This is a genomic window from Geminicoccus harenae (assembly GCF_019800005.1).
Classification (GTDB): Bacteria; Pseudomonadota; Alphaproteobacteria; order Geminicoccales; family Geminicoccaceae; genus Geminicoccus; species Geminicoccus harenae.
The window spans coordinates 1-22,185 of record NZ_JABGCL010000012.1 but is presented as its reverse complement, the minus strand read 5'-3'; the positions used below and the strand labels follow the sequence as shown (position 1 = coordinate 22,185).

The following is a 22,185-nucleotide window of genomic DNA, read 5'->3' as shown; positions in this document are numbered from 1 at the left end:
GGGGATTGCCCCACCTCCGGCCAAGCGGATGCCGGAAGCCTAGCATGGCGGCTGGCGACCTGTCATCGGTCCGACGGACGTGGCTGGTCATACGCCGAGACGCTGGCGCTTCTTGCCCTCGACATGGGCACGGAAGGCCTCCTCGACCCGCTGGCTCGCCGACACTTCCGGGATGCCGCATTCCCACCAGGAGCCGTTCTCGCCGGTCCAGTCGGTGGGGTGGACGTCGATATGGATGACGGTGGTGCGGTCTGCGGCCTTGGCCCGGCGCACCGCGTCCTCGAACTCGCCCATCGACCTCGCCCGGATACCGATCGCCCCCATCGATTCCGCATGCTTGGCGAAATCCACCCGGAACGCCTCCTTCACCCGGGTGCCCTGCTCGATCAGGTTGTTGAAGCTGGGCTGGCCCTTGCTGGTCTGCAGCCGGTCGATCACGGCAAACCCGCCATTGTCGCAGACCACCACGATCAGCTTGTGGCCGGTCAGCACCGACGAATAGATGTCGGAGTTCATGAGCAGGTAGGAGCCGTCGCCCACCATCACGAACACGTCGCGCGACGGGTCGGCCATGGCGGCACCCCAGCCGCCCGCCACCTCGTAGCCCATGCAGGAAAAGCCGAACTCGCAGTCGAAGGTGCCGATGCCCTTGGCGCGCCAGTTCATCTCCAGCTCGCCCGGCATCCCGCCTGCCGCGGTCAGCGCCAGGTCGCGCTCGTCGGCCAGCCGGTTCACCGCACCCACGACCTGGGCATAGGTGGTGGTCTCGGCATTGGTCGGCCCGGAGCGGCGGTCGATATAGCTGTTCCATTCGCTGTACCAGGCCTTGCCCTGCTGCAGCCAGCTCTCCGGTGCCCGCCAGTCGCCCAGTGCCCGGCCCATCTCCTCGAGCGTCACCGCGGCGTCGCCCACCACCGGCAGGCTCATATGCTTGCGCGCGTCGAAGCGCGCGGTGTTGATCCCGATGAACCGGGCATCATGCGGGAACAGCGTCCAGGAGCCGGTGGTGAAGTCCTGGAGCCGGGTGCCGATCGCCAGCACTACGTCCGCTTCCGCGGCCAGATGGTTGGCCGAGGAGGAGCCCATGATCCCGACCGGGCCGCAGTTCACCGGGTCGTCGTGCAGGAGCACGGTGCGGCCGTTCAGGGTCTCGGTGACCGGGATGCCGTGCCGCTGCGCGAACGCCGCGAGCAGCTCCTCGGCATCGGCATAGCGGACCCCGCCGCCCGCGATGATCATCGGCTTCTTGGCGGTCTTCAGCAGTGCTACCGCCGCCTCGATCTGCCGGAGGTCGGCGCGCGGCTTCGGGATGTGGTGGAGGGTCGGCTCGAAGAACCGCTCGGGGTAGTCGAACGCCTCGCCCTGGGTGTCCTGGCACAGGCCCAGGAAGGCCGGACCGCAATCGGCGGGGTCCAGCATCATGCCGAGCGCCTGCGGCAGGGACTGGATGATCTGCTCCGGCCGGGTGATCCGGTCCCAGTAGCGCACCACCGGCTTGAAGGCGTCGTTCACCGACAGGGTCGGGTCGCCGAAATGCTCGACCTGCTGGAGGACCGGGTCGGGCAGGCGGCTGACATAATAGTCGCCGGACAGCAGCAGGAGCGGCAGGCGGTTGGTGTGCGCCACCGCGGCGGCGGTGACCATGTTGGTCGCACCCGGCCCGATCGAGCTGGCGGCGATCATGATCTGCCGGCGCTTTCTCGCCTTGTTGAAGCCGATCGCGGCCAGCGCCATGGCCTGCTCGTTCTGGCCGCGCCAGGTCGGCAGGACGTCCTGCACCTCCTGCAGCGCCTCGGACAGGCAGGTGACGTTGCCATGACCGAAAATGGCGAACAGGCCGGGAAACAAGGGCTCGGTCTTGCCGTCGATCTCCGTGTGCTGGCTGGTCAGCCAGCGCACCAGGGCCTGCGCCATGGTCAGACGCACCGTCTTCATCGTTCCCGCCTCCCGATCCGGCCTTCGCCCGAATGGGTGGAACCATAGGGGAGCCGGGATGGACGGTGAAGCACCCTTCGCCGGGGCGGGGGCTATGGCGGGATCTTGCCGTTCGACAGTGCCGGCAGGAGCAGGCCGCAGCCAACGAACCGGCAGCCCGGGCCGGGGCCCAGGTCTTCCTGGCGCCAGCGCCCCGTCTCGTTGGTCCAGTGCCAGAGATGGTCCTTGGGCCCGCGCGCATAGACATGGGCGGCGCCGTCCCGGCCGGCATAGGCGGTCAGGTTGCCGATCAGGCCGCTGCCGGCATCCTCCTTGCGCCAGCTATTGCCCGACTTCCACCAGTGCACCAGGCGGTTGCCGGAGCCACGCACGAGGACATGCGGGGTGCTGCCGACGAGATAGGCGGCCGGGCCACCGATGACGCCCTTGCCGATCTCCTCATGCCGCCAGCCGCCGCCGCTGTTCCACCAGTGCCAGAGACGGCCGTTCAGCGTCTGGGCATAGACGTGATGGCTGGCGCCATCGGAATAGGCGGACGGAGGATTGACGATCGCACCGCCCAGGTCCTCGCGGCGCCATGTCCCGCCGGACTTCCACCAGTGCAGGATGTTGCTGGTGGACGCTCGCCCGTAGACATGGTGGACATTGCCCACGGCATAGGCGGACGGGGCGCTGACCAGTTGCTTGCCCAGGTCCTCCTGGTGCCAACCGCCATTGGTGAACCACCAGTGCCAGAGTCGCCCCTGGCGGGTGTGGACATACACGTTGTGGTTGGGGGTGCCGTAGGAGGTCGGCGGTCCGCCCGGGTCGCCGCCCAGGTTGCGGACCAGCCAGCGGCCGCCCGAGCGCCGCCAGTGCATGAGATCACCGTTGCGCCCGAACGCATAGGCGTTGGCGTTGTTGTTGCCGGTGTCATAGGCGGTGGGGCCGGAGATGATGTCGCCGCCCAGGTCCTCGCGCTGCCATTTCCCGGCGGTGCGCCACCAGTGCAGCAGATGGTTGCTGCGCCCCCGGACGAAGACGTGATGGACGTCGGCTTCAGTGACGTAGGCGGACGGCCGGTCCTGCATCAGCGGGTTGTGGCGCGGGTCCTCTCCGACGCTCCAGGCCGGCGTGCTGAGAAACAAGGCAAAGACTACGCCCACCAGAGCAATGAAGTAAGGTGAAATACTGTTTCCGGAACTGAGCTTCATCGACTCGCCTCGTCAAGTAGCGCAGGGAATTGATGATGCTCTTTTCTCTCAATCTCGCTGTCAACGAGATTAGGCTACCACTGCATCGCCCATGGATCCGGGCAGTGCCGGCAGTGTCCTGGCACGGCCGTCCGCCGCCGGTCTATCGGCTCCACATATCCTGCAGGACGAGATGGTCCACGCCCAGGAGCGTCAGCCGGTCGTTGTCGGACATGCCCTTCATCACGTGCGCATCGTCGAGGTTGGCATCGATGAGACCGGCGACGTCGATCTGGAGACTGCGCACACCCTCGACGATCCTGCTGTCCAGGAACTGGTCCAGCCCGTTCAGCCGGTCGTCCTGGTTGGTATCCAGCACGTCGAACAGTTCGCGGTTCTGCCAATGGATCCCGGGAGCCGTGCCTTCGCCCCAGATGTCCTCGACGTCGACGGTGAGATAGAGGCGATCCGGCCCCTTGGTGAAATCGGTGACGATGTCCGAGCCGGTCCGGCTCCCCTCCTGGGCCCAGATCGCGCCGTAGTACAGCACGTCGCTTCCCGCACCGCCTGTCAGCCGGTCGTCACCGGCCCCGGCACCGCCATTGACATGATCGTCGCCGGCACCGCCATCGACCCGGTCGTTGCCGACATAGCCGCTGAGCGAGTCATTGCCGCCATTTCCCTCGATCTCGTCGCCGCCATGCGCGCCGTTGATGACGTCGTCCCCGTCGAGGCCGAACAGGGCGAACGGGGTGAACACCCGGTCGAGCTCCTCGTTCATGAGGACCGAGATCGTATCGTCGAAGGCGCTGCCCCGGATCCGCTCGAAGCCGACCATTTCCTCGGAATGGACCGACCCTGCCTCCGGATTGCCGTCGGCCGCGAACCGGTAGCAGACATTGATGTGCATCCCGTGCGTTTCTTCCGCGAACGACACGGTGTCGATCCCGGGACCACCGAGCAGCCGGTCGAGCCCGGGCCCGCCATAGACCAGGTCGTTGCCGGCACCACCGTCCAGGACGTCGGCACCAGCGCCGCCGCGCAGCACGTCGTCGCCGGAATTGCCGTTCAGGAGATCGTTGCCGTCGCCGCCATCGCCGAACAGCCGGTCGTCACCGAAGCCGCCGCCGATCCGGTCGTTGCCGTCGCCGCCACGAATACGATCGGCGCCGGCCTGACCGTAGAGCCGGTCATGGCCGGCCCGGCCGCTCACCTGGTCGTCGCCGCTCCCGGCCCAGATGACGTCCGCTTGCGGCGTGCCGGACAGGATGTCGGCGCGGCCGGTACCGTTGATGCTGGCCATGGAAGCATCCCTTCTTTCGGTCGCACCTGAGCACGAATGAAAGAAGGGTAAACTATCCTACATGATTCGTTCAGGAGCAAGACCTGTGCGGGCCCGCTCCTGAACGGTCGGTGCTGTTGCGGCGTCAGTGCGCCTTGGCCAGCCGCCTCCTGCGCGCCAGCAGGTTCAATGCCTCGACGCCCGCCGAGAAGGCGATCGCGAAGTAGATGTAGCCCTTGGGCACGTGGAAGTGGAAACCCTCGGCGACCAGCATGGTCCCGACCAGCACCAGGAAGGCCAGTGCCAGCATCTTCACGGTCGGGTGGCGGTTGACGAAGTCGCCCACCGGCTGGGCGGCGACCAGCATCACGATCATCGAGATGATCACGGCGGTGACCATGACGGAGAGGTGTTCCGCCATGCCCACGGCGGTGATGACGGAATCCAGGGAGAACACGATGTCCAGCAGCACGATCTGGATGATGGCGGCCGTGAAGGTGCTGCCGGCCTTGGTGCCCTCCTTGTGCTGCTCCTCCATGGTGTGATGGATCTCGAGCGTGCCCTTGGCCAGCAGGAACAGGCCGCCGACCAGCATGATGATGTCCCGCCAGGAGACGTCGAACTCGCCGACCGAGAAGATCGGCTGGGTCAGGCTGACGATCCAGGCGATGCTGGCGAGCAGCGCCAGGCGCATCAGCAGGGCGAGCGACAGGCCGATCCGCCGTGCGGCGTTCTGCTGGTGCACCGGCAGTCGGCTGGCGACGATCGACAGGAAGATCAGGTTGTCGATGCCCAGCACGATCTCCAGCGCGGTCAGCGCTGCGAGCGATGCCCAGGCGGCGGGATCGGAAAGGATGGCCAGAAAGTCCATGGCGCTCTCGGCGTCGTGATCGGATGGAGGGGATGTAGCGGGATGCGGAGGATGAACCATGGGCGGCATGATGAATTCGCCGCGCAAGGTGCCGGAAACGGTACTGCTGTGCTTGCGTGACCGACGGCCCGGCCGTTGACGCCGGCCGCCGCTGCCGGCAGGTGGCGGCATCCCCTGCCGGAGAGCCTTTCGTGGAAGCAGCAATCGCGCTTGGCGGCAATCTCGGCGGCAGCCGCCGCGCGCTGGACCAGGCGCTGGATCGGATCGCCGTACGGATCGGGCCGATCCTGGCGGCTTCCGGCTGGATCGAGACGCCGGCACTGGTCCATCCCGACGACCCGGTGCGGGAGCACCCGCCCTACCTGAATGGGGTCCTGGTCGCCGCGACCGAGCTGCCGGCCGAGGAGATCCTGGCCAGGCTCCTGGAGATCGAGCGGGCGCTCGGCCGGGTGCGCGATCCCGGAGCCCTGCCCTGGCAGCCGCGGGTGATCGACCTGGACCTGATCCTACTGGGCGAGGAGGTGGTGGACCTGCCGGGCCTGACCCTTCCCCATCCACGCATGCACGAGCGCGACTTCGTGCTGGGGCCGCTGGCCCGCATCAGGCCCAACTGGCGCCATCCTGTGCTGGGCCAGACGGTGGCCAGCCTGCTGGCGCGGCTGAAGGCGGGTGGTGCGGCGGCCGACGACATGACAGGTTCATGACGTAGCCGCACGATGTGGCCGGCGCGGCCGGCGGGCTCCCAGGCGTTAACCCTCTTGAATTGGTTGCTTTTTGGTTGATCGACGTATCATGATATTCGCAGAACCGTTGCTTGAAGTTGCCGTTTTTTAATGTTTTAGTAACCTCGTGAGCACCAAGACGCTCCGAGGACATTTTCATGGCGAATCTCATTCCCGGCTCCGACCTCGACGACGAGCTGCATGGCACGAACGGCAGCGACGAGATCCGTGGCGGGCTCGGCAACGACCAGATTTGGGGTCACGACGGTTTCGACTTCCTCTATGGCGAGGACGGCGACGACGTCATCAACGGCGGCACCGGCGACGATTTCATCAGCGGTGGGATCGGCAATGATCGGCTGTTCGGCGGGTCGGGCCGGGACACGATCGAGGGTGGTGCCGGCAACGACACCCTCTACGGCTTCGACGGCGACGACATCCTGCGCGGCATGGACGGCAACGACGTGCTGAGCGGCCAACTCGGCAACGACGTGCTGATGGGCGGCAACGGCCACGACTTCATGCGCGGCGGCGACGGCAACGACGTGCTGGCCGGGGCGGCCGGCCACGACAAGCTCTATGGCGATGCCGGCAACGACCGGCTGACCGGCGGCGACGGCGACGACCTGATCCGTGGCGGTGCCGACAACGACAATATCGACGGCGGCACCGGCAACGACATCATCTGGGGCGACGACAGCTTCGGCACCGCCACCGGCGACGACACCATCACCGGCGGTGCCGGCGACGACATCGTCCGCGGCGAGTTCGGCAACGACCTCGTGTTCGGCGCACTCGGCAACGACCAGCTCTTCGGCGGCGACGGCGACGACCGGCTCTATGGCGGCCTGGGCGACGACACGGTCGAGGGCGGCAACGGCAACGACATCGTGGACGGCAAGACCGGCAACGACACGCTCCTTGGCGGTGCCGGCAATGATCGCCTGACGAGCGGGGTCGGTGACGACATCCTGAACGGTGGCGAAGGCGACGACATGATCTGGGGCCAGTGGGGCAACGACACCATGACCGGCGGCGCTGGTGCCGACCAGTTCATCGTCCTGCGCGTCGGCGGCGAGCGTGACGTCATCACCGACTTCCAGGTCGGCGCCGACCAGATCATCCTGCGCGGTGGCGCCACCGTCGCCAGTGCGGTCGCCAACGCGACCGTGATCGACGGCAACACCGTGATCGACCTCGGGCAGAACCATCTGCTGACGGTCCTGAACCAGACCGGGATCTCGTCCAACTGGTTCGGCGCCTGAACCCTTTCCCGTTCGACTAGCGCGCGTTCGCCCCGGGTCCTCGGACCCGGGGTTCTTTTTTTGCCGGCCGGGAGCGGCTAGATGCGGGAAGCGACAGGAGGGAGCCGGCCATGGACTGGCTTTGGCAGGACGGCCGGCTCCGCCCGGTGCAGGAAGCGTGGATCGACCCAGCGGACCGGGGCCTGCTGCTGGGCGACGGCCTGTTCGAGACGATGCGGGCGAGCGGCGGCAAGGTCCCCCTGCTCCACCTTCACGCGGCACGGCTCGCGGCCAGTGCCGGTGAGCTGGGCATCCCGCTGCCCTATGATCTGGCAGAACTGGACCGGGCGGCCCGTGATGTGCTGGCAAGAGCCGGGCTGGCCGATGGCGCCGTCCGCCTGACCCTGACCCGCGGAGCCGGCCCGCGCGGCCTGCTTCCGCCCGAGCCCTGCCGGCCGATGCTCCTGCTACGCGCCCTCCCCATGGCCGGCGCCGCGCCAGCTCCCGCCAACGCCGCGACTGCCGCCATCCCGCGCAACGAGCGCTCACCCTTGTCACGCATGAAGACGCTGGGCTGCCTCGACCAGATCCTATGCCTGCGGGCGGCTCTGGCCGCCGGCGCCAACGAGGCGATCCTGCTCAACACGCAGGGCGATCTCGCCTGCGCCACCAGCGCCAACCTGTTTCTCGTGAAGGACGGGACGTTTCGCACCCCCGACCTCGCCAGCGGCGTGCTGCCGGGTATCACCCGCGGTCGGCTGCTGGCCGCCCTGCCGGTCGAGGAGCGGCCGCTGCGCCGCGACGAGCTCCTGGCCGCGGACGAGGCCTTCCTGACCAACTGCCTGATCGGTGTCCGCCCGCTCCTGTCCCTGGACGGCCAGCCGATCGGGACCGGCCAGCCGGGCCCGGCCACCGTCCGCGCCGCACGGCTGCTGGAGGCGGCCTGAACCGCCGCCTTTGCCTTCAGCGGCGGGATTCGCCGGCCAGGATCTGGCTCGCGATGAAGCCCAGGACGAAGCCCACCAAGCCTGCCGACGACAGGACGGTGGCGGCGGCACCGGGATGCTCGCGCGCCGTCTCGCCCACGAACCGGGCCTCCTTCCGCACCCGGCGTGCCGCCTTGCGCGCCCGCTCCGACGCCTCCTCATAGGCGTCCTCGGCCGAGCCGCGCAGCTCGTCGAGCGCCGTCTCGCCACGGCTCGACACCGACCGGGCAAGCCGGCCGACCTCGCGGCGCAACTCGCCGATCTGCTGCTCCAGCTCCCTGCGGATGGCTTCGGTGCTGATGGTGTCCGCCATGACTGCCCTCCTCTGCCCCGGTCCGGATCGACCGGGCTTACCGGAGCATCTGGGCGGCGCACGACCGGCCAGCAAGGCTATGTTCGCGATCACGAACCTGACGATGCAGTGAGGCCAGCCCTGCGGGCCTGGCGGAGGAACTGGTGGAGCCGATCGGGATCGAACCGACGACCTCGACGGTGCAAACGTCGCGCTCTCCCAGCTGAGCTACGGCCCCGTTCCGAGGCCTGTATGCCGGGACGAGCGCGATCGGGCAAGAGTTGCTTCGCGCCGATCCGGCGGGTCAGCGCAGCAGGTCCAGGGCCAGCGCGTCGGCGTCGCTCGGATCGGCGGCAATCAGCCGGCCGTCCAGGTCATGAAGCCGGCCTGAGGCACGCAGCCGGGCCAGCGCATCCTCGTCCAGCCAGGCGGAGCGCAGGAGGCCGGTCTCCGCCTCGATTGCGGCAGGCATGATGCCCTCGGCCAGGCGCAACCCGTCGATCAATCTTTCCTGCGCCCGCTCCTCTGCCGTCAGCCGGTGCAGGCGGCCGCGCCCGTCCCCGCCCCGATCCACCGCGCGGCACCAGGCTGCGGCCCCGCTCGAGCGCCACCAGCGCCAGCCGACCGCATCCGGCCAACGGCCATAGGCGCCCGGCCCAAGCCCCATGATCGCCCGGCCCTGTCGTGCATCCAGGAGCCAGCGTGCCTCGTGGCCGGGCCGCGCCCAGTGCAGGGTCTCGTAGCGGCAGAACCCGTGGGCGCGCAGGAGCCGGTCCAGAAGCGCCACGGAGGCAGCCGGGAGCCCGCTGCCGCTCAGTCCCAGATGGACCACACCGGCCGCCAGCATCCGCCGCATCCAGGCATCGTCAGGCGGGTGCCGGAGATCCGCCTGGCTGAGCTCGATTGCGAGCTTCATGACGGGCCTGGCGCCCCGCAGGCTCGGCGGCCCCGGCAGGGATCGGCGGGTGACGCCCAGGGCCCTCAGCGCTGCCGGGGAGGCCGTCGGGCCATGCCAGGTCACCTCGACATCGGGTACGAGCCAGCCGCCCCCGTTCAGTTGCGCCCGCAGCGCCGCCACCGCGGGCGCGGCGATGGCGGCCGGCGCATCCAGGAACAGGCTGGCAAAGCGCGCCCCGGGCACGGTGGCGAGTGCTCGGCCGAGTGCGGTACGCAGGCGCACGAGGCCCGGGTCGGCAGGGGCCGGGCGGAGGAACAGCCCGGCGGGCGGACTGGTCACCGGCGCGCTAGAAGCAGCGCTCCTTCAGCAGGCGGAAGGCACGGGTGCGGTGGCTGAGCGCATTCTTCTCGGCAGGTGTCATCTCGCCGAACGTCCGGCTCTCGCCGTCGGGTACGAAGATGGGATCGTAGCCGAAGCCGCCAGTGCCGCGCGGGCTGGCTACTAGCGTGCCGGCGACCTCGGCCTGGACCAGTTCCTCATGGCCATCCGGCCAGGCAAGGCAGAGGCAGCTCACGAAGGCGGCCTGCCGGTCGGCTGCGTCCCAGCTGCCGAAGCGTGCTTCCAGCTCACGCACGACCCGCGCCATCGCCTGGGTGAAGTCCTTGTCCGGGGCTGCCCAGTCTGCCGACCAGACGCCGGGCGCACCGTCCAGGCCGCGACAGGCGATACCGCTGTCGTCAGCCAGGGCCGGCAGGCCGCTGGCCTTGGCCGCGGCGTGCGCCTTGATCCGGGCATTGCCGGCAAAGCTCGTCTCCGTCTCGGCCGGCTCCGGCAGGCCGAGCTCGCCCGCACTCACCAGCTCCACCGGATGGTCGCCCAGGAGGCTGCGCAGCTCCTTCAGCTTGCCCTGGTTGTGGGTCGCCACTACCAGCTTGGGCTCGAGGAGGCGCCGGCTCATGCGAAGCCGGCCTCGGCCAGGGCGGCCAGCTGCCGCTCGACCAGCCGCGTCACCCCGCTCTCGGCCAAGCGCTGCATGGCCTGGATCTGGGCCGGCTCCAGGGGTGCCTCCTCGGCGGTCACCTGCATCTCGACGATCTTGCCCGAGCGGGTGAGCACGAAATTGGCATCGGCCTCGGCACCGTTGTCCTCGCTGTAGTCGAGGTCGAGCAGGGCCTCGCCCTTGACCAGGCCGCAGGACACGGCGGCCACCGGCTCGCGCAGCGGCAGCCGCTTCAGGTCGCCCTTCGCGACCAGCTTCTGCAGCGCCTCGTGCAGGGCGACATAGGCGCCGGTGATGGAGGCGGTGCGGGTGCCGCCATCGGCCTGCAGCACATCGCAGTCGACCACGATCTGCCGCTCGCCCAGATGGTCCAGCAGGGTGACGGCGCGCAGCGAGCGGCCGATCAGCCGCTGGATCTCCATGGTCCGCCCGCTCTGCCGGCCCTTGGCGACCTCGCGCTGGGAGCGGGAATGGGTCGAGCGCGGCAGCATCGCGTACTCGGCGGTCACCCAGCCCTTGCCGGTATTGCGCAGGAAGGGCGGAACGCGCTCCTCCACGGTGGCCGTGCACAGCACCCGCGTATGGCCGAACGACACGATGCAGGAGCCTTCCGCGTGCCGGTTCACGCCCATCTCGATCACCACCGGCCGCAGCGCATCCGCCAGCCGACCATCCGTCCTCATCGCCTCGCTTGTCCTTCGATAACCGCATGCGATGCGCCAGCGGCACCGCGAGATGCGGCGATGGCACAACGGGTCCCGTGGGCGCAAGCGCGGCCTGCACCCATGCCCTGCTCAGCCGGGCGGATCGAGCCACTTCGCCAGGGTCGTCACCGGCGCTTCGGCATAGCCGATCCGGGCATAGAAGCCGCAGACCGCCCGGTTATCCGCGCGGACCATGAGCTGGACCTTGCGGATCCCGTGCCCGGCGAGCCAGGCCTCGGCCGCGGCGACCAGGGCACGGCCATGGCCCCGGCCGCGCAGTTCCGGCGCTACCGCCAGGTAATAGAGCCAGCCGCGGTGGCCGTCATGGCCGACCATCACCGCCCCCGCCAGCCGCGCGCCCAACATGCCCACCAGGACGTCGGAGCCTTCACGGCCACGCGCCTGGTCGAAATCGGCCACCGGGTCGTTGTGCGGGACGGTGAGCCCGGCTGCCTGCCACAGCTCCACCACCGCCTGCCGCTGCTCCGGCCGGGCCGGGCCGATCCACATCGCCATGTCCTTCCCGCCGCGGGCGCTCCACCTCGGGCAGGAAAGCACGTAGGTTCGGCCGCGCAAGCCGCCAGCGGCGACAACAGCAAGGAAGCGCTCATGACCGCCGATGCCAGCACCAGGGCCGCATCCGACCTCCTGTTCCGCTGCTGGCAGGAGGGCTGGAAGCTGCCCGCGATCCCGGACGAGATGCTGCCCAAGACCCGGGCGGACGGCTATGCGGTACAGGCCCATCTGGAGGAGCGCAGCGCGTCGCCGCTGTTCGGCTGGAAGATCGCCGCCACCAGCTTGGCCGGCCAGGCCCATATCGGGGTGGACGGGCCGCTGGCCGGGCGCATCCTTCAGGAGCGCGTGCTGGCGCCCGGCACGACCGTCTCGCTCCTCGGCAACGAGATGAAGGTGGCCGAGCCCGAGTTCGCCTTCCGCATGGCCGAGGACCTGCCGCCCCGCCCGGCCGACTACCGGCCGGACGAGGTGCTGGCGGCGATCGGCAGCCTTCATCCGGCGATCGAGGTCCCCGATTCGCGCTTCGAGGATTTCGCCACCGCGGGCGAGGCCCAGTTGCTCGCCGACAATGCCTGCGCCCACCAGTTCGCCCATGGCGCCGCGGCCTCTGCCGACTGGCGCAGGCTGGACCTCGTCGCATTCGCGCCCACTGCCACGGTCCGGCGCGACGGGGAGGTCCGCCTGGAGCGCACCGGGCTCGGCGCCAACGTGCTGGGCGACCCGCTCGCAGCCCTCACCTGGCTCGCCAATGAATTGTCCCGGCAGGGGATCACGCTCAAGGCCGGGCAGATGGTCACCACCGGCACCTGCATGGTGCCGGTGCCGATCGAGCCCGGCGACGAGGTCGAGGTCGACTTCGGGGCACTGGGCGGCCTGAAGCTCCGCTTCGGCCCGTGACGGGACAGCCGGCGGGGATCGTCCGCCGCCGGCCTCCAGCCAGGATTTAGCTAGAACGGGATGCCGACGCCGATCGTCGTGGAGATGATGCCCTCGTCGAAGTCGCGGTCGAAGGGCACGTCATAGGCGATCTTCGCCTGGATCGGGCCGAGGTTCAGGCCGATCTCCGGCCCCCAGAAGAAATCGTCTTCCAGGCCCTTGCCGTAGATGCCGCCCAGATTCACGCCGACATAGGGCAGGAAGCTCGTGATCGTGCCGAAGCCGCCTTCGCTCACGGGGAACACGAAGTCGAGGCCCGCCGCGGTCCGGCCGCCGATACCGTCGTCGTCCGTGTCGACATTGTAGAAGCCGGCCTGCTCCAGCGACAGGTTCAGCCAGTCGAGCAGCAGGTAGTCGAAGGTGAGGTTCAGGCCGAGCAGATGCGTGACATGGCGCGTGTCCTGGCCGGAAGCGTCACCCTCGTCGAGCAGGTTGGCGCCGTAGTAGAACCCGATGCCGAACTTGCCGCGGCGGACGACATCGGCGACTTCCTCGACCGGTCCGGTCTCGGCCATGGGTGGGGAAGCCTCGGCTACCGGCTGCTCCTCCGGCTGCGCCGGCTCCAGCCTGATCTCGACGCGACGGTTCTCCCGCTCGGCGACGCCCTCGCCCGTCGGCACGAGCAGGTCGTTCTGGCCAACGGCATTCTGGGTGATCGCGGCTTCGGACACGCCGAAGCCGACCAGCGCATCGGCGACGGCCTGCGCGCGGCGCTGGGACACTTCCTCGTTGATCGCAGCACCGCCGGTCGTGTCGGTATGGCCGGTCACGGAGATGCTGGGTGCTCCGCCCAGCTTGTACCAGTTTGCGGCGGCGGCGATCGTCGACATCGCCTCGCTGTCGAGCTCGGCGCTGCCGAGCGGGAAGAAGACCTGATAGACGCTCTGCTCCGCCGTGATCCCGCCACCGCCCTCAGTCATGGGCTGGGCCGCGGAGCCTGACTGCGCATAGGCGGCCGGCGCGATCATGCTCAGCATCAGGCAGACACCTGCGGTGCGGATTCCTGCTGCGCGGACCATGGCATTGCTCCCTTTGGAGGCGTTGTTCAGCGACTCCACATGAGATTTCTTCCCCATGATAGACTTTCCACTCAGCCGCAGAACTCGGCCGAGCGAATGCTGCAATATTATCACTGATTAACTTATGTAATTGCACAGAATATTCTGTGCATTTGCAAGGGGATCATCTTTCCGGATATCGAACTTCGCTTGATATGTTACTTGCGCACCCTCGCCAGGCGCACCCGGATCGTCCGACCGGAATGCCTGGCCGGATCAGCCGGCCCGCGAGAGATCCGCCAGGATCGCGCATTCCTGGCGGTCGTCGCCGGCGCAGCGGTCGGCCAGGGCCGACAGGGTGGCCCGGATCGACATGAGCTCGCCGATCTTGCTGTCAATCTGGCCGATCCTGGTCAGCGCCAGCGCCTTCACCTCGGCGGCACTGCGGTCGCGGGCGCGGTAAAGGGCCAGCAGGTCACGGCAGTCGTCGATCGAGAAGCCCAGCGAGCGGGCGCGCTGGATGAACAGCAGCGTCTGGACGTCGGTCTCGTCATAATCGCGATAGTTGCTGCTCCGCCTGGCCGGCGGATCGATCAGCCCGATCTGCTCGTAGTAGCGGATCGTCTTGGCCGGCAGCCCCGACCGCTCCGCCGCCTGCCCGATATTCACCGGCCGACCTCCTCGCCAAAGCCCGTCGCAACCGTCCTGATGTCGCGACAGCGAGGCGGCAAGGCAAGTCCCGGATCACGCGGCCCGGCGTGCCGCCGCCGGCTGCTCCCATTCCTCGCCCCAGACCTGGACGACGTGGCCGGGCGACACTTCCTGATAGGTCCGGTGCGGCGGCTCGTAGTCCGGCGGGCGGACCGGGCTCTTGATCTCGTCCTGGGAGACCTCGCGCCGCTCGCCGCGCCTGGCCGGGTCCGCCACCGGCACGGCCGCCAGGAGCTTGCGCGTGTAGGGATGGCGCGGGTCGCCGAACACCGCGGCGCGCGGGCCGATCTCGACGATCTCGCCCAGATACATCACGGCCACGCGATGGCTCACCCGCTCCACCACCGCCATGTCGTGGGAGATGAACAGGTAGGCCAGGCCGTAGCGGGCCTGCAGGTCGAGCATCAGGTTGATCACCTGCGCCTTGATCGAGACGTCCAGCGCGGAAACCGATTCGTCGGCTACGATCACCTTGGGCTCCAGCGCCAGCGCCCGGGCGATGCAGACCCGCTGCCGCTGGCCGCCCGAGAACTCGTGCGGCAGGCGGCTCGCCATGTCGGGGGTCAGCCCCACCTGGCGCAGCAGGTCCGCGACCTTCGCCTCGGCCTGCGCGCGGCTCGCCAACCCGTGCGCCAGCAGTGGTGCTGCGATCGAGGCGCCGACGCTGCGGCGCGGGTTCAGGCTGGAAAACGGGTCCTGGAAGATCATCTGCATCGAGCGGCGCATCAGGCGCAGCCCGCTCCTGTCCATCCGGCGCACGTCTTGCCCGTCCACCAGGATCGAGCCTTCCAGCGGCTCGATCAGGCGCATGATCGAGCGGCCGGTGGTGGACTTGCCGCAGCCCGATTCGCCGACCAGCGCCAGGGTCTCCCCCGCCTTCAGGTCGAAGGACACGTTCTCGACCGCATGCACCCGGCCGGTGACCCTGCCGAACAGGCCGGTGCGGATGTCGAAGCGGGTAACCAGGCCGCCCACCTCGAGCACCGGGCGCGCGCCGGCCGCCACCGTGTCGGCGGCCTCGCCCGGCACGTCCGACTCGCCGGTCGTGATGTCGACCGTGGGAAAGCGCATCGGCCGGGGCCGCCCTTCCATCGAACCGAGCTTGGGCACGGCCGACAGGAGGGCACGGGTATAGGGCCGTTGCGGGCGGGCGAAGATCTCGGTGGTCGGCCCCGCCTCCACCATCTCGCCGCGGAACATCACCACCGTGCGGTCGGCGATCTCGGCCACCACGCCCATGTCATGGGTGATGAACAGGACCGCCATGCCGTTCTCGTCCTGCAGCTCCTTGATGAGCTGCAGGATCTGCGCCTGGATGGTGACGTCCAGGGCGGTGGTGGGCTCGTCGGCGATCAGCAGCTTGGGCTGGCAGGCCAGCGCCATCGCGATCATCGCCCGCTGGCGCATCCCGCCGGAGAAGCGGTGCGGGTATTCGTGGAAGCGCGACCTGGCCGCGGGGATCCGGACCTTCTCCAGGAGCCGCACGGTTTCCGCCTCGGCCTGGGCGCGCGACATGCCGCGGTGCTGGACCAGCGCCTCGGCGATCTGGAAGCCGATGGTCAGCACCGGGTTCAGGCTGGTCATCGGCTCCTGGAAGATCATGGCGATCTCGTCGCCGCGGATCTGCCGCATCTCCCGCTCGGGCAGGGTCAGGAGTTCGCGCCCAGCCAGCTTCACGCTGCCCTCGATCCGTCCGGCGATCTTCGGGATCAGCCGCATGATCGAGAGCGCGGTGACGCTCTTGCCCGAGCCGGATTCGCCCACGATCGCCACCGTCTCGCCCGGCGCCACGTCGAACGAGGCCTGACGCACCACGGTGCGCCATTCATGCTCCATCCGGAACGAGGTCGACAGGTTCGCGACGGACAGGATCGGCGTGGTCATCGGCTGCGGGCTCTCCGGCTCCATCGACTCGCGGGTTCGGCTCCTTCGATGATAGCGGCCAGCCTCGACAGCCGTCCATGTCCTGCCGGCTGCGATTCGCCGCAGCCGGAGCATCGATGGGCTGAACCGCAACCGCGGCGGGCGCTGCCCCTCGCGGAGCGGCCGGCGCTGCACTATGGAACGTGAGGCTGTGGCCTGTGAGGCTTGGGGGGGTTCGGGTGACGACCGAGGTAACGCGCGTCCTGGTGACCGGCGGTGCCGGCTATATCGGCAGCCACGTGGTCAAGGAGTTGCGCCGGGCGGGCTTCGCGCCGGTGGCGCTGGACAATCTCTATGCCGGACACCGTTGGGCGGTGCGGCCGGACGAGCTGGTGGTGGCCGATGTCGGCGACCGGGTGGCGGTAGAGGGTCTGCTGGCGGACGGGAAGTTCGCCGCGATCGTGCACATGGCCGCCCATATCTGGGTGGGCGAGAGCGTTCGCGATCCAGCCAAGTATTACCGCAACAACACGCTGGCGGCGCTCAACCTGTTCGAGTGCGCGGTCCGCCACGGCATCCGCAAGGTGGTGTTCTCCTCCACCGCCGCGGTCTATGGCGAGCCGGACCTCCACCCGATCCCCGAGACGGCACCGCTCAGCCCCATCAACCCCTACGGCGCCTCCAAGCTGATGGCCGAGCGAATGCTGGCCGACCTGATGGCGGCGTCCGGCGGGAACTGGCTGGCCTTGCGCTACTTCAACGTGGCCGGGGCCGATCCTGAGGGCGAGATCGGCGAGGCGACCCCGGACAACGGCCATCTGGTCAAGCTCGCCTGCATGACCGCGGCGGGGCTGCGCGAGAAGATGGCGATCCACGGGCGGGACTATCCGACCCCGGATGGCACCTGCATCCGCGACTATGTTCATGTGACCGACCTGGCCCGGGCGCATGTCGATGCCCTGCGCCACCTGTTGGACGGCGGGGCGTCGATGGCGCTCAATTGCGGCTATGGCCGGGGCTTCAGCGTTCAGGAAGTGCTGGACACCTGCCAGCGGGTGACCGGGGTCGACTTCCCGGTGGGCGAGGGGCCGCGGCGGCCAGGCGATCCGGCCCGGCTGGTGGCGGACGGGCGGAAGATTCGCGAGGTGTTGGGCTTCCGGCCGCAGTTCGACGACCTGGAGACGATCATCGCCCATGCTTGGGCCTGGGAGCAGAAGCTGAAGGGGATGCAGGCCCAGGGCTGACCGGCGTGGGGCGGACCGGCGAGGTCCTGTACGCGTTCGTGCCGGTGCTGCTGCTGATCCTGGGCGGCTATCTCGGCCAGCGCAGCGGGCGGATCGATGCTGGCCTGCGCAGCGGCCTGGAACGGATCGCCTATCACGTGTTCCTGCCGGCCCTCCTGTTCCAGAACCTCGCATCCTCGGCCGTGCCCGGCGCCGCGGTCCTGCCGCTGCTCCTGCTCACCGCGAGCTCGATCCTGCTCACTACCTTCGCCATGCTCGCATGGTGCCGCCATGCGGCCGTGCCGGCGGCCGAGGTGGGGCCGCATGTCCAGGCATCGATGCGCTTCAACAACTTCCTGGGCTTCTCGCTGCTCCTGCCGCTGTTCGGCCCGATCGGCCTCGCTGCCGGTGCGATGGTGTCCACCTTCGCGGTGATCGTCGCCAACACGGTGAGCGTGGTCGTGCTGCTGGCCCATGCCGGCAAGGCGCGGCCGAGCCTGCGCCAGCTCGGCACCGAGCTGGCCCGCAACCCGCTGATCCAGGCATCGGCCGCGGGCTTGGCCTGGAAGGCGAGCGGCCTGGACCTGTTCGCGCCGGTTGAGCGCACCCTGGCGATGCTGGGCCAGGCCGGCATCGTCTGCGGGCTGATCGTGGTGGGCGCCGCCCTGGCACTCGCCCCGAGCGCCCTGCCCCGCCCGGCAGCGCTCGCGTCCACCGCGTTCGCCAAGTTCCTGCTGCTGCCGGCCCTGGCCTACGGGCAGGCCAGGCTGTTCGGCCTGGAGCCGGTGGTGACCGGGGCGATCACCTTGTTCTTCGCCCTGCCCACGGCACCCGCCTCTTACCTCCTGGCAAGGCAGCTGGGCGCCGATGCGGAGCTGATGGCCGGCCTGATCGTGGCGCAGTCGGTGCTGGCCCTGCTGGTCCTGCCGGCCGTGGTGCTGCTCGTCGGCTGAAAGGGTGCCGGGATCAGACCCGGCGCACCCGTCCGCTCGCCAGCAATTCCGCCATGAACGGGAACACGGTCAGGCCGCCTTGCACCTTCTGCAGGGTCTCGGCCTCCGCCGCGCGCACCTGGGCCAGCGCCTCGACCACTTGGGCCAGCCGTTCCCGCGGCACGATCACCACCCCGTCCGGGTCGCCCACGATCACGTCGCCGGAGCGCACCACCACGTCGCCCAGCACGATCGGCAGGTCCACCGTGCCGGGGCCGCTGCGCGCCGGCGAGTTGGGTACCAGGCCCCTGGCGAAGCAGGGCAGGCCGACGTCGCGGATGCCTTCCAGGTCGCGCACCATCCCGTCGGTGACGAAGCCGACCACGCCCTGGTTGTGGGCCATGCCGAGGGTCAGGTCGCCGGTCACCGCCGCCTTCTCGTAGCCGGCGGTGGCGGTCACCAGCACGTCGCCCGGCCGGCAGTCAGCGATCGACGCCATCAGGGCCAAGTTGTCGCACGGGCCGCAGTCGGAGGTGCGGGCCACGCCGCAGAACCGGTCCTGGCCCGGCACGATCGGCTTGATCCGCCAGTCCAGCGCGCCGCTGCCGCCCATGGCGTCCACGATCTGGCTGGTCAGCATCCCGGAGAGCTGCTCCACCAGTTCGGCTGGCGGGCGCTCGAAGCTCCTGGCCACGGTGAGGATCGGGGCTTCGTCGATCATGCGGCAATCGCCTTGGGCAGGTTGGGAGGAACAATGCCGGGGGCCAGGAGGTCGGCGTCGGCATCGACGAACCGGGTGACGCCGCACAGGCACAAGGCGCGGTCGAGGTCGCGGCGCAGGATCTCCAGCACCGCCGCCACCCCGGTCTCGCCGGCCACCGCCAGCCCCCAGAGCTGCGGCCGGGCGATCAGGCAGGCATCCGCCCCCATCGCCTTGGCGATCAGCACGTCCACGCCGCGGCGTATCCCACCGTCCAGCAGTACCTTGAGCCGACCCTTGGCGGCCGCAGCGATCGCCGGCAGCGCATCCAGCCCGGCCGCGGCGCGGTCGAGCTGGCGGCCGCCATGGTTGGACACGATCACCCCGTCCACGCCGTGATCCACCGCGAGCTGGATGTCGGCGGGGTGGAGGATGCCCTTGAGGATCAGCGGGCCCGGCCAGTGCCGGCGCAGCATCGCGACATCAGCCCAGGACATGGTCGGGTCGAGCAGCGCGTTCATCCGCCCGGCCAGCGTGTTGCGGTCCGCCCCGCCCTCGATCCCGGTGTAGTTGGCGAAGGTGAAGTCGCGCCGCTCGCGCATCCGCCACAGCCAGCTCGGCCGGATCGCCATCGCCGCCATCACCTTGACCAGCAGCTTGGGCGGGATCGAGAAGCCGTTGCGTACGTCACGCTCGCGCTGGCCGAGCGTCTGGTTGTCGATCGTGAGCACCAGCGCGTCGTAGCCGGCCTCCTGCGCCCGGTCGGCCAGCGAGCGGGTGAAGCCGCGGTCCTTGTAGACGAACACCTGCATCCAGCGGTTGCCGGTCTTCGGCAGCGCCTCGAGCGGCACGGTCGAGGCATGGCTCAGGCAGAACGCGGTGCCGGCGGCGGTGGCAGCGCGATGCGATTCGAGCTCGCCGTCCGGCCACAGCATCCCAGAGAGCCCGGTCGGGCCGATCATGACCGGCATGGCGAGCGTCTTGCCGAACAGCTCGACCGACAAGTCCCGGTCCGCCACGCCCTGCAGCGGCCGGGGCAGGAGTGCCGGCTCGTGGAACGCCGCCTCGTTGCGCCGAAGCGTGATCTCGTCCTCGGCCCCGCCATCGGTGAAGTCGAACATCGGCCGCGGCAGCGCACGCATCGCGGCCCGGCGGAACCCCATCACGCTGACGTGGCGCCGGATGAGCTGATCCCGGTCCATGCCCGGCTGCCTCCCCGCTCGCCGCTTGTCTTGAGCGGCAACTAGGCACTGGCGCGCGCCCCGGTCAACCGGCGGATGGGCCGGCGATGGTCAGTCCGGGATCTCGTCGGTCACCACTTCGAAGCGGGTGAGCCTGCCCGGGCCGAACGTGTGGGTCAGCGGCACGTCGGCGGCGTCGCGGCCCCGCGCGATCAGGATCCGGCCGATCCGGGGCGCATTGTTGCGCGGGTCGAACACGTGCCAGCGCCCGCCCAGGAACACCTCGATCCAGGCGGCGAAGTCCATGGGCGCATGGGGTGGCGGCAGGCTGATGTCGCTGATGTAGCCGGTGCAGTAGCGGGCCGGGATGTTCATGCAGCGGCAGAAGGTGACCGCGAGATGGGCATAATCGCGACACACCCCGACTTTCTCTCGAAAAGCGTCATGGGCGGTCCGGGTCGGCCGTGCGTGCGGGTAGCCGAACGTGATGTGGTCGTGGACGAAGTCGCAGATCGCCTGCACGCGCGCCCAGCCGGGCCGGGTCTGGCCGAACAGGCGCCACGCCTCGTCGAACAGAAGATCGGTGTCGCAGTAGCGGCTGCCCAGCAGGAACATGATGGTGTCGTCCGGCAGATCCTCCACCGCGTGCTGGATGGCATCCTGGTCGAGCGGATCGGCCTGCCCGCGATCACGGATCACAGCGGACGTGGAGAAATGGACGCTGCCGGCGGGCGCCACCAGCCGGCTGCACCAGTTGCCGAAGCTGTCCCGATAGCCGTGCAGCGGGATCGATGGCCGCGTGATCAGATGGTCCGGCATCTCGAGGTCTCCAACCCTCGACCAGTGGACATGCAGCATCAAGATCATCGGGGTGGGCTGCGGGAAGTCGTAGGCCATCTCGTAGCCGACCCGGATGCGCATGAGACCTGCTCCCTGTCCTGCCTGTGCCCGTCCGCCGCAAGTTGCGCCGGCTTCCGACCGTCAGGCTGCCATGGTCTGGCTGCCACTCGTCCGGCACCCGTTCACCATGCACATGTCATACCAGAGCCGGCGTCGGTGCGGGGCAGGCATCGCTGCCCGGCCGCTTCAATATCTTCCGACACATGAGTTCGGCCTGCTCGCACCCAGGTCTTCGTGGTCATGAACCTCCTGAGCCGCTCGGCGACGCCGCTGGATGCCATGCTGCCCATTCTGCAATGGGCGACGCAGGCGTCGCCCTACCGCTTGGCCGCAGCTGATCCCCGGGGCTGGGTGCCCTGTTCTCAGGAGCCAATAGTTGCCGAGCACGGCGGACCGATCTGGCCGGATGCGGCACGGTCGATCACGATCAGGTGGTCGCAATACGCCTCGAGCCGGTCGATGTCCCGCCGCAGCGACCGCCTCGCCATATCGGCCATGGCCCCGCCTTCTTCCATGAATACCCGGTAGCGCAGCGTCTGGGCGGCGGCGATCTCGGCCCGGTCCCGAGCCTGGCGGAGTTCGTACCTACCGTCATGCAGGCATGGGCCCATAGGTAGGGAACTCAAACAACCTTCTGCAGCTTCATGGCTTTTAGTCGGCTGATCAGGGACGCAGGCTGAGGAGGGTATGGCGGATGGCACATCTGTACTGGCTGTCGGACGCGGCCTGGGCGCGGATCGAGCCGCATCTGCCCCATGGCCGGCCGGGACGGCCCAGGGTCGACGACCGGCGGGTGATCAGCGGGATCCTGCACGTGCTCAAGACTGGCTGCCGTTGGCGGGATGTGCCGCCAGACTACGGCCCCGCCACGACCATCTACAACCGCTACAACCGATGGTCGCGGCGTGGCCTGTGGCAGCGCCTGTTCCAGCGCATGGCCAGCACGGGAACCATCCCGGCCGAGCTTGCGCTCGACAGCACCTACGTCAAAGCCCATCGCTCCGCTTCTGGCGGCAAGGGGGTGAATGGTGCCAGGCGATCGGCCGCGCGCGCGGCGGCCGCACGTCGAAGGTTCATTGCCTGGCCGATGATCGTGGCCGGCCCGTCGCGTTCGCCCTG

22 protein-coding genes, 1 tRNA gene and 1 pseudogene are annotated in these 22,185 nt (G+C 69.2%); 7 read left to right on the top strand and 17 right to left on the bottom strand.

The annotated features are described in order from the left end of the window. Window positions 1–87 precede the first annotated feature (87 nt). From iolD to HLA95_RS13040, 4 genes are all read right to left on the bottom strand, one after another. A complete protein-coding gene (iolD, locus tag HLA95_RS13055; RefSeq protein WP_191058285.1) occupies window positions 88–1,935 on the bottom strand; it encodes a 3D-(3,5/4)-trihydroxycyclohexane-1,2-dione acylhydrolase (decyclizing) in 1,848 nt (615 codons plus the stop codon). Window positions 1,936–2,027: 92 nt separating this feature from the next. Then, window positions 2,028–3,062, bottom strand: a complete 1,035-nt coding sequence (locus HLA95_RS13050) for a DUF8189 domain-containing protein (protein ID WP_191058284.1) — start codon at window positions 3,060–3,062, stop codon at window positions 2,028–2,030. A gap of 208 nt (window positions 3,063–3,270) precedes the next feature. Next, a complete protein-coding gene (locus HLA95_RS13045) occupies window positions 3,271–4,410 on the bottom strand; it encodes a calcium-binding protein (RefSeq protein ID WP_191058283.1) in 1,140 nt (379 codons plus the stop codon). Between the two features lie 124 nt (window positions 4,411–4,534). Beyond that, window positions 4,535–5,260 carry a TerC family protein gene (locus HLA95_RS13040; protein ID WP_191061502.1) on the bottom strand — a complete coding sequence of 242 codons (726 nt, stop codon included), beginning with the start codon at window positions 5,258–5,260 and terminating at the stop codon, window positions 4,535–4,537. A 191-nt stretch (window positions 5,261–5,451) separates the two neighbouring features. Here HLA95_RS13040 and folK point away from each other — a divergent pair, with 191 nt between their 5' ends. From folK to HLA95_RS13025, 3 genes are all read left to right on the top strand, one after another. Further along, the gene (gene folK / locus HLA95_RS13035; RefSeq protein WP_191061501.1) at window positions 5,452–5,964 is read left to right on the top strand and encodes a 2-amino-4-hydroxy-6-hydroxymethyldihydropteridine diphosphokinase; all 513 of its coding nucleotides are present in this window, start codon (window positions 5,452–5,454) and stop codon (window positions 5,962–5,964) included. Window positions 5,965–6,140: 176 nt separating this feature from the next. Then, window positions 6,141–7,247, top strand: a complete 1,107-nt coding sequence (locus HLA95_RS13030; RefSeq protein WP_191061500.1) for a calcium-binding protein — start codon at window positions 6,141–6,143, stop codon at window positions 7,245–7,247. Window positions 7,248–7,357: 110 nt separating this feature from the next. After that, a complete protein-coding gene (locus tag HLA95_RS13025) occupies window positions 7,358–8,173 on the top strand; it encodes an aminotransferase class IV (RefSeq protein WP_222183579.1) in 816 nt (271 codons plus the stop codon). Window positions 8,174–8,189: 16 nt separating this feature from the next. On the opposite strand, the gene HLA95_RS13020 is transcribed toward HLA95_RS13025, so the two are convergent. The 6 genes from HLA95_RS13020 to HLA95_RS12995 form a co-directional block, all read right to left on the bottom strand. Further along, window positions 8,190–8,525, bottom strand: a complete 336-nt coding sequence (locus tag HLA95_RS13020) for a hypothetical protein (protein ID WP_191062621.1) — start codon at window positions 8,523–8,525, stop codon at window positions 8,190–8,192. Window positions 8,526–8,666: 141 nt separating this feature from the next. Continuing rightward, a tRNA-Ala gene (locus HLA95_RS13015) sits at window positions 8,667–8,742 on the bottom strand. A gap of 66 nt (window positions 8,743–8,808) precedes the next feature. Beyond that, complete coding sequence (locus HLA95_RS29125) at window positions 8,809–9,741, bottom strand: hypothetical protein (protein WP_222183577.1); 933 nt, start codon at window positions 9,739–9,741, stop codon at window positions 8,809–8,811. A 7-nt stretch (window positions 9,742–9,748) separates the two neighbouring features. Further along, window positions 9,749–10,360 (bottom strand): RdgB/HAM1 family non-canonical purine NTP pyrophosphatase, encoded by a 612-nt coding sequence (gene rdgB / locus HLA95_RS13005; RefSeq protein WP_191058603.1) that lies wholly within the window; start codon window positions 10,358–10,360, stop codon window positions 9,749–9,751. After that, entirely contained in the window at window positions 10,357–11,085 is a 729-nt protein-coding gene (gene rph / locus HLA95_RS13000; protein ID WP_191058604.1) for a ribonuclease PH, read from the bottom strand. The genes rdgB and rph overlap by 4 nt, the downstream gene beginning before the upstream one ends. 111 nt (window positions 11,086–11,196) lie before the next feature. Continuing rightward, on the bottom strand, window positions 11,197–11,622 hold the full coding sequence (locus tag HLA95_RS12995; protein WP_191058605.1) for a GNAT family acetyltransferase: 426 nt from the start codon (window positions 11,620–11,622) through the stop codon (window positions 11,197–11,199). A 93-nt stretch (window positions 11,623–11,715) separates the two neighbouring features. Between HLA95_RS12995 and HLA95_RS12990 the strand changes: the two genes are divergently transcribed. After that, window positions 11,716–12,519, top strand: coding sequence for a 2-keto-4-pentenoate hydratase (locus HLA95_RS12990; RefSeq protein WP_191058606.1), 804 nt, complete (start codon window positions 11,716–11,718; stop codon window positions 12,517–12,519). 50 nt (window positions 12,520–12,569) lie between these two features. On the opposite strand, the gene HLA95_RS12985 is transcribed toward HLA95_RS12990, so the two are convergent. The 3 genes from HLA95_RS12985 to HLA95_RS12975 all read right to left on the bottom strand — a co-directional run bounded on the left by HLA95_RS12985 (window position 12,570) and on the right by HLA95_RS12975 (window position 16,151). Further along, complete coding sequence (locus tag HLA95_RS12985) at window positions 12,570–13,577, bottom strand: OmpA family protein (RefSeq protein ID WP_222183575.1); 1,008 nt, start codon at window positions 13,575–13,577, stop codon at window positions 12,570–12,572. Window positions 13,578–13,832: 255 nt separating this feature from the next. Continuing rightward, window positions 13,833–14,225: a Cu(I)-responsive transcriptional regulator gene (gene cueR, locus HLA95_RS12980; RefSeq protein WP_159715501.1), complete on the bottom strand. Its 393-nt coding sequence runs from the start codon at window positions 14,223–14,225 to the stop codon at window positions 13,833–13,835. A 75-nt stretch (window positions 14,226–14,300) separates the two neighbouring features. Then, window positions 14,301–16,151: an ABC transporter ATP-binding protein gene (locus HLA95_RS12975; RefSeq protein WP_191058608.1), complete on the bottom strand. Its 1,851-nt coding sequence runs from the start codon at window positions 16,149–16,151 to the stop codon at window positions 14,301–14,303. Between the two features lie 218 nt (window positions 16,152–16,369). Here HLA95_RS12975 and galE point away from each other — a divergent pair, with 218 nt between their 5' ends. Both galE and HLA95_RS12965 read left to right on the top strand, forming a co-directional pair. Continuing rightward, window positions 16,370–17,374, top strand: a complete 1,005-nt coding sequence (gene galE, locus HLA95_RS12970; protein ID WP_191058609.1) for a UDP-glucose 4-epimerase GalE — start codon at window positions 16,370–16,372, stop codon at window positions 17,372–17,374. 5 nt (window positions 17,375–17,379) lie between these two features. Then, window positions 17,380–18,306, top strand: a complete 927-nt coding sequence (locus tag HLA95_RS12965) for an AEC family transporter (protein ID WP_191058610.1) — start codon at window positions 17,380–17,382, stop codon at window positions 18,304–18,306. Window positions 18,307–18,319: 13 nt separating this feature from the next. On the opposite strand, the gene HLA95_RS12960 is transcribed toward HLA95_RS12965, so the two are convergent. The 4 genes from HLA95_RS12960 to HLA95_RS12945 all read right to left on the bottom strand — a co-directional run bounded on the left by HLA95_RS12960 (window position 18,320) and on the right by HLA95_RS12945 (window position 21,677). Continuing rightward, a complete protein-coding gene (locus HLA95_RS12960; protein WP_191058611.1) occupies window positions 18,320–19,006 on the bottom strand; it encodes an RraA family protein in 687 nt (228 codons plus the stop codon). Then, window positions 19,003–20,187, bottom strand: coding sequence for an alpha-hydroxy acid oxidase (locus tag HLA95_RS12955; RefSeq protein WP_191058612.1), 1,185 nt, complete (start codon window positions 20,185–20,187; stop codon window positions 19,003–19,005). The genes HLA95_RS12960 and HLA95_RS12955 overlap by 4 nt, the downstream gene beginning before the upstream one ends. Before the next feature lie 90 nt (window positions 20,188–20,277). Continuing rightward, on the bottom strand, window positions 20,278–21,087 hold the full coding sequence (locus HLA95_RS12950) for a transglutaminase-like domain-containing protein (protein WP_191058613.1): 810 nt from the start codon (window positions 21,085–21,087) through the stop codon (window positions 20,278–20,280). Window positions 21,088–21,428: 341 nt separating this feature from the next. After that, window positions 21,429–21,677 carry a GNAT family N-acyltransferase gene (locus HLA95_RS12945; protein WP_222183573.1) on the bottom strand — a complete coding sequence of 83 codons (249 nt, stop codon included), beginning with the start codon at window positions 21,675–21,677 and terminating at the stop codon, window positions 21,429–21,431. Window positions 21,678–21,760: 83 nt separating this feature from the next. Here HLA95_RS12945 and HLA95_RS12940 point away from each other — a divergent pair. Next, window positions 21,761–22,185 (top strand): annotated as a pseudogene (locus tag HLA95_RS12940) (IS5 family transposase); the annotation flags it as partial.

What these genes read in the sequence shown, in the direction of transcription:
- iolD (WP_191058285.1), bottom strand. Translation starts at nt 1,935, where the DNA reads ATGAAGACGGTGCGTCTGACCATGGCGCAGGCCCTGGTGCGCTGGCTG.
- HLA95_RS13045 (WP_191058283.1), bottom strand. Translation starts at nt 4,410, where the DNA reads ATGGCCAGCATCAACGGTACCGGCCGCGCCGACATCCTGTCCGGCACG.
- HLA95_RS13040 (WP_191061502.1), bottom strand. Translation starts at nt 5,260, where the DNA reads ATGGACTTTCTGGCCATCCTTTCCGATCCCGCCGCCTGGGCATCGCTC.
- HLA95_RS13030 (WP_191061500.1), top strand. Translation starts at nt 6,141, where the DNA reads ATGGCGAATCTCATTCCCGGCTCCGACCTCGACGACGAGCTGCATGGC.
- HLA95_RS13025 (WP_222183579.1), top strand. Translation starts at nt 7,358, where the DNA reads ATGGACTGGCTTTGGCAGGACGGCCGGCTCCGCCCGGTGCAGGAAGCG.
- HLA95_RS13020 (WP_191062621.1), bottom strand. Translation starts at nt 8,525, where the DNA reads ATGGCGGACACCATCAGCACCGAAGCCATCCGCAGGGAGCTGGAGCAG.
- rdgB (WP_191058603.1), bottom strand. Translation starts at nt 10,360, where the DNA reads ATGAGCCGGCGCCTCCTCGAGCCCAAGCTGGTAGTGGCGACCCACAAC.
- rph (WP_191058604.1), bottom strand. Translation starts at nt 11,085, where the DNA reads ATGAGGACGGATGGTCGGCTGGCGGATGCGCTGCGGCCGGTGGTGATC.
- HLA95_RS12995 (WP_191058605.1), bottom strand. Translation starts at nt 11,622, where the DNA reads ATGGCGATGTGGATCGGCCCGGCCCGGCCGGAGCAGCGGCAGGCGGTG.
- HLA95_RS12990 (WP_191058606.1), top strand. Translation starts at nt 11,716, where the DNA reads ATGACCGCCGATGCCAGCACCAGGGCCGCATCCGACCTCCTGTTCCGC.
- HLA95_RS12985 (WP_222183575.1), bottom strand. Translation starts at nt 13,577, where the DNA reads ATGGTCCGCGCAGCAGGAATCCGCACCGCAGGTGTCTGCCTGATGCTG.
- HLA95_RS12975 (WP_191058608.1), bottom strand. Translation starts at nt 16,151, where the DNA reads ATGACCACGCCGATCCTGTCCGTCGCGAACCTGTCGACCTCGTTCCGG.
- HLA95_RS12960 (WP_191058611.1), bottom strand. Translation starts at nt 19,006, where the DNA reads ATGATCGACGAAGCCCCGATCCTCACCGTGGCCAGGAGCTTCGAGCGC.
- HLA95_RS12955 (WP_191058612.1), bottom strand. Translation starts at nt 20,187, where the DNA reads ATGGACCGGGATCAGCTCATCCGGCGCCACGTCAGCGTGATGGGGTTC.
- HLA95_RS12950 (WP_191058613.1), bottom strand. Translation starts at nt 21,087, where the DNA reads ATGCGCATCCGGGTCGGCTACGAGATGGCCTACGACTTCCCGCAGCCC.
- HLA95_RS12945 (WP_222183573.1), bottom strand. Translation starts at nt 21,677, where the DNA reads ATGGGCCCATGCCTGCATGACGGTAGGTACGAACTCCGCCAGGCTCGG.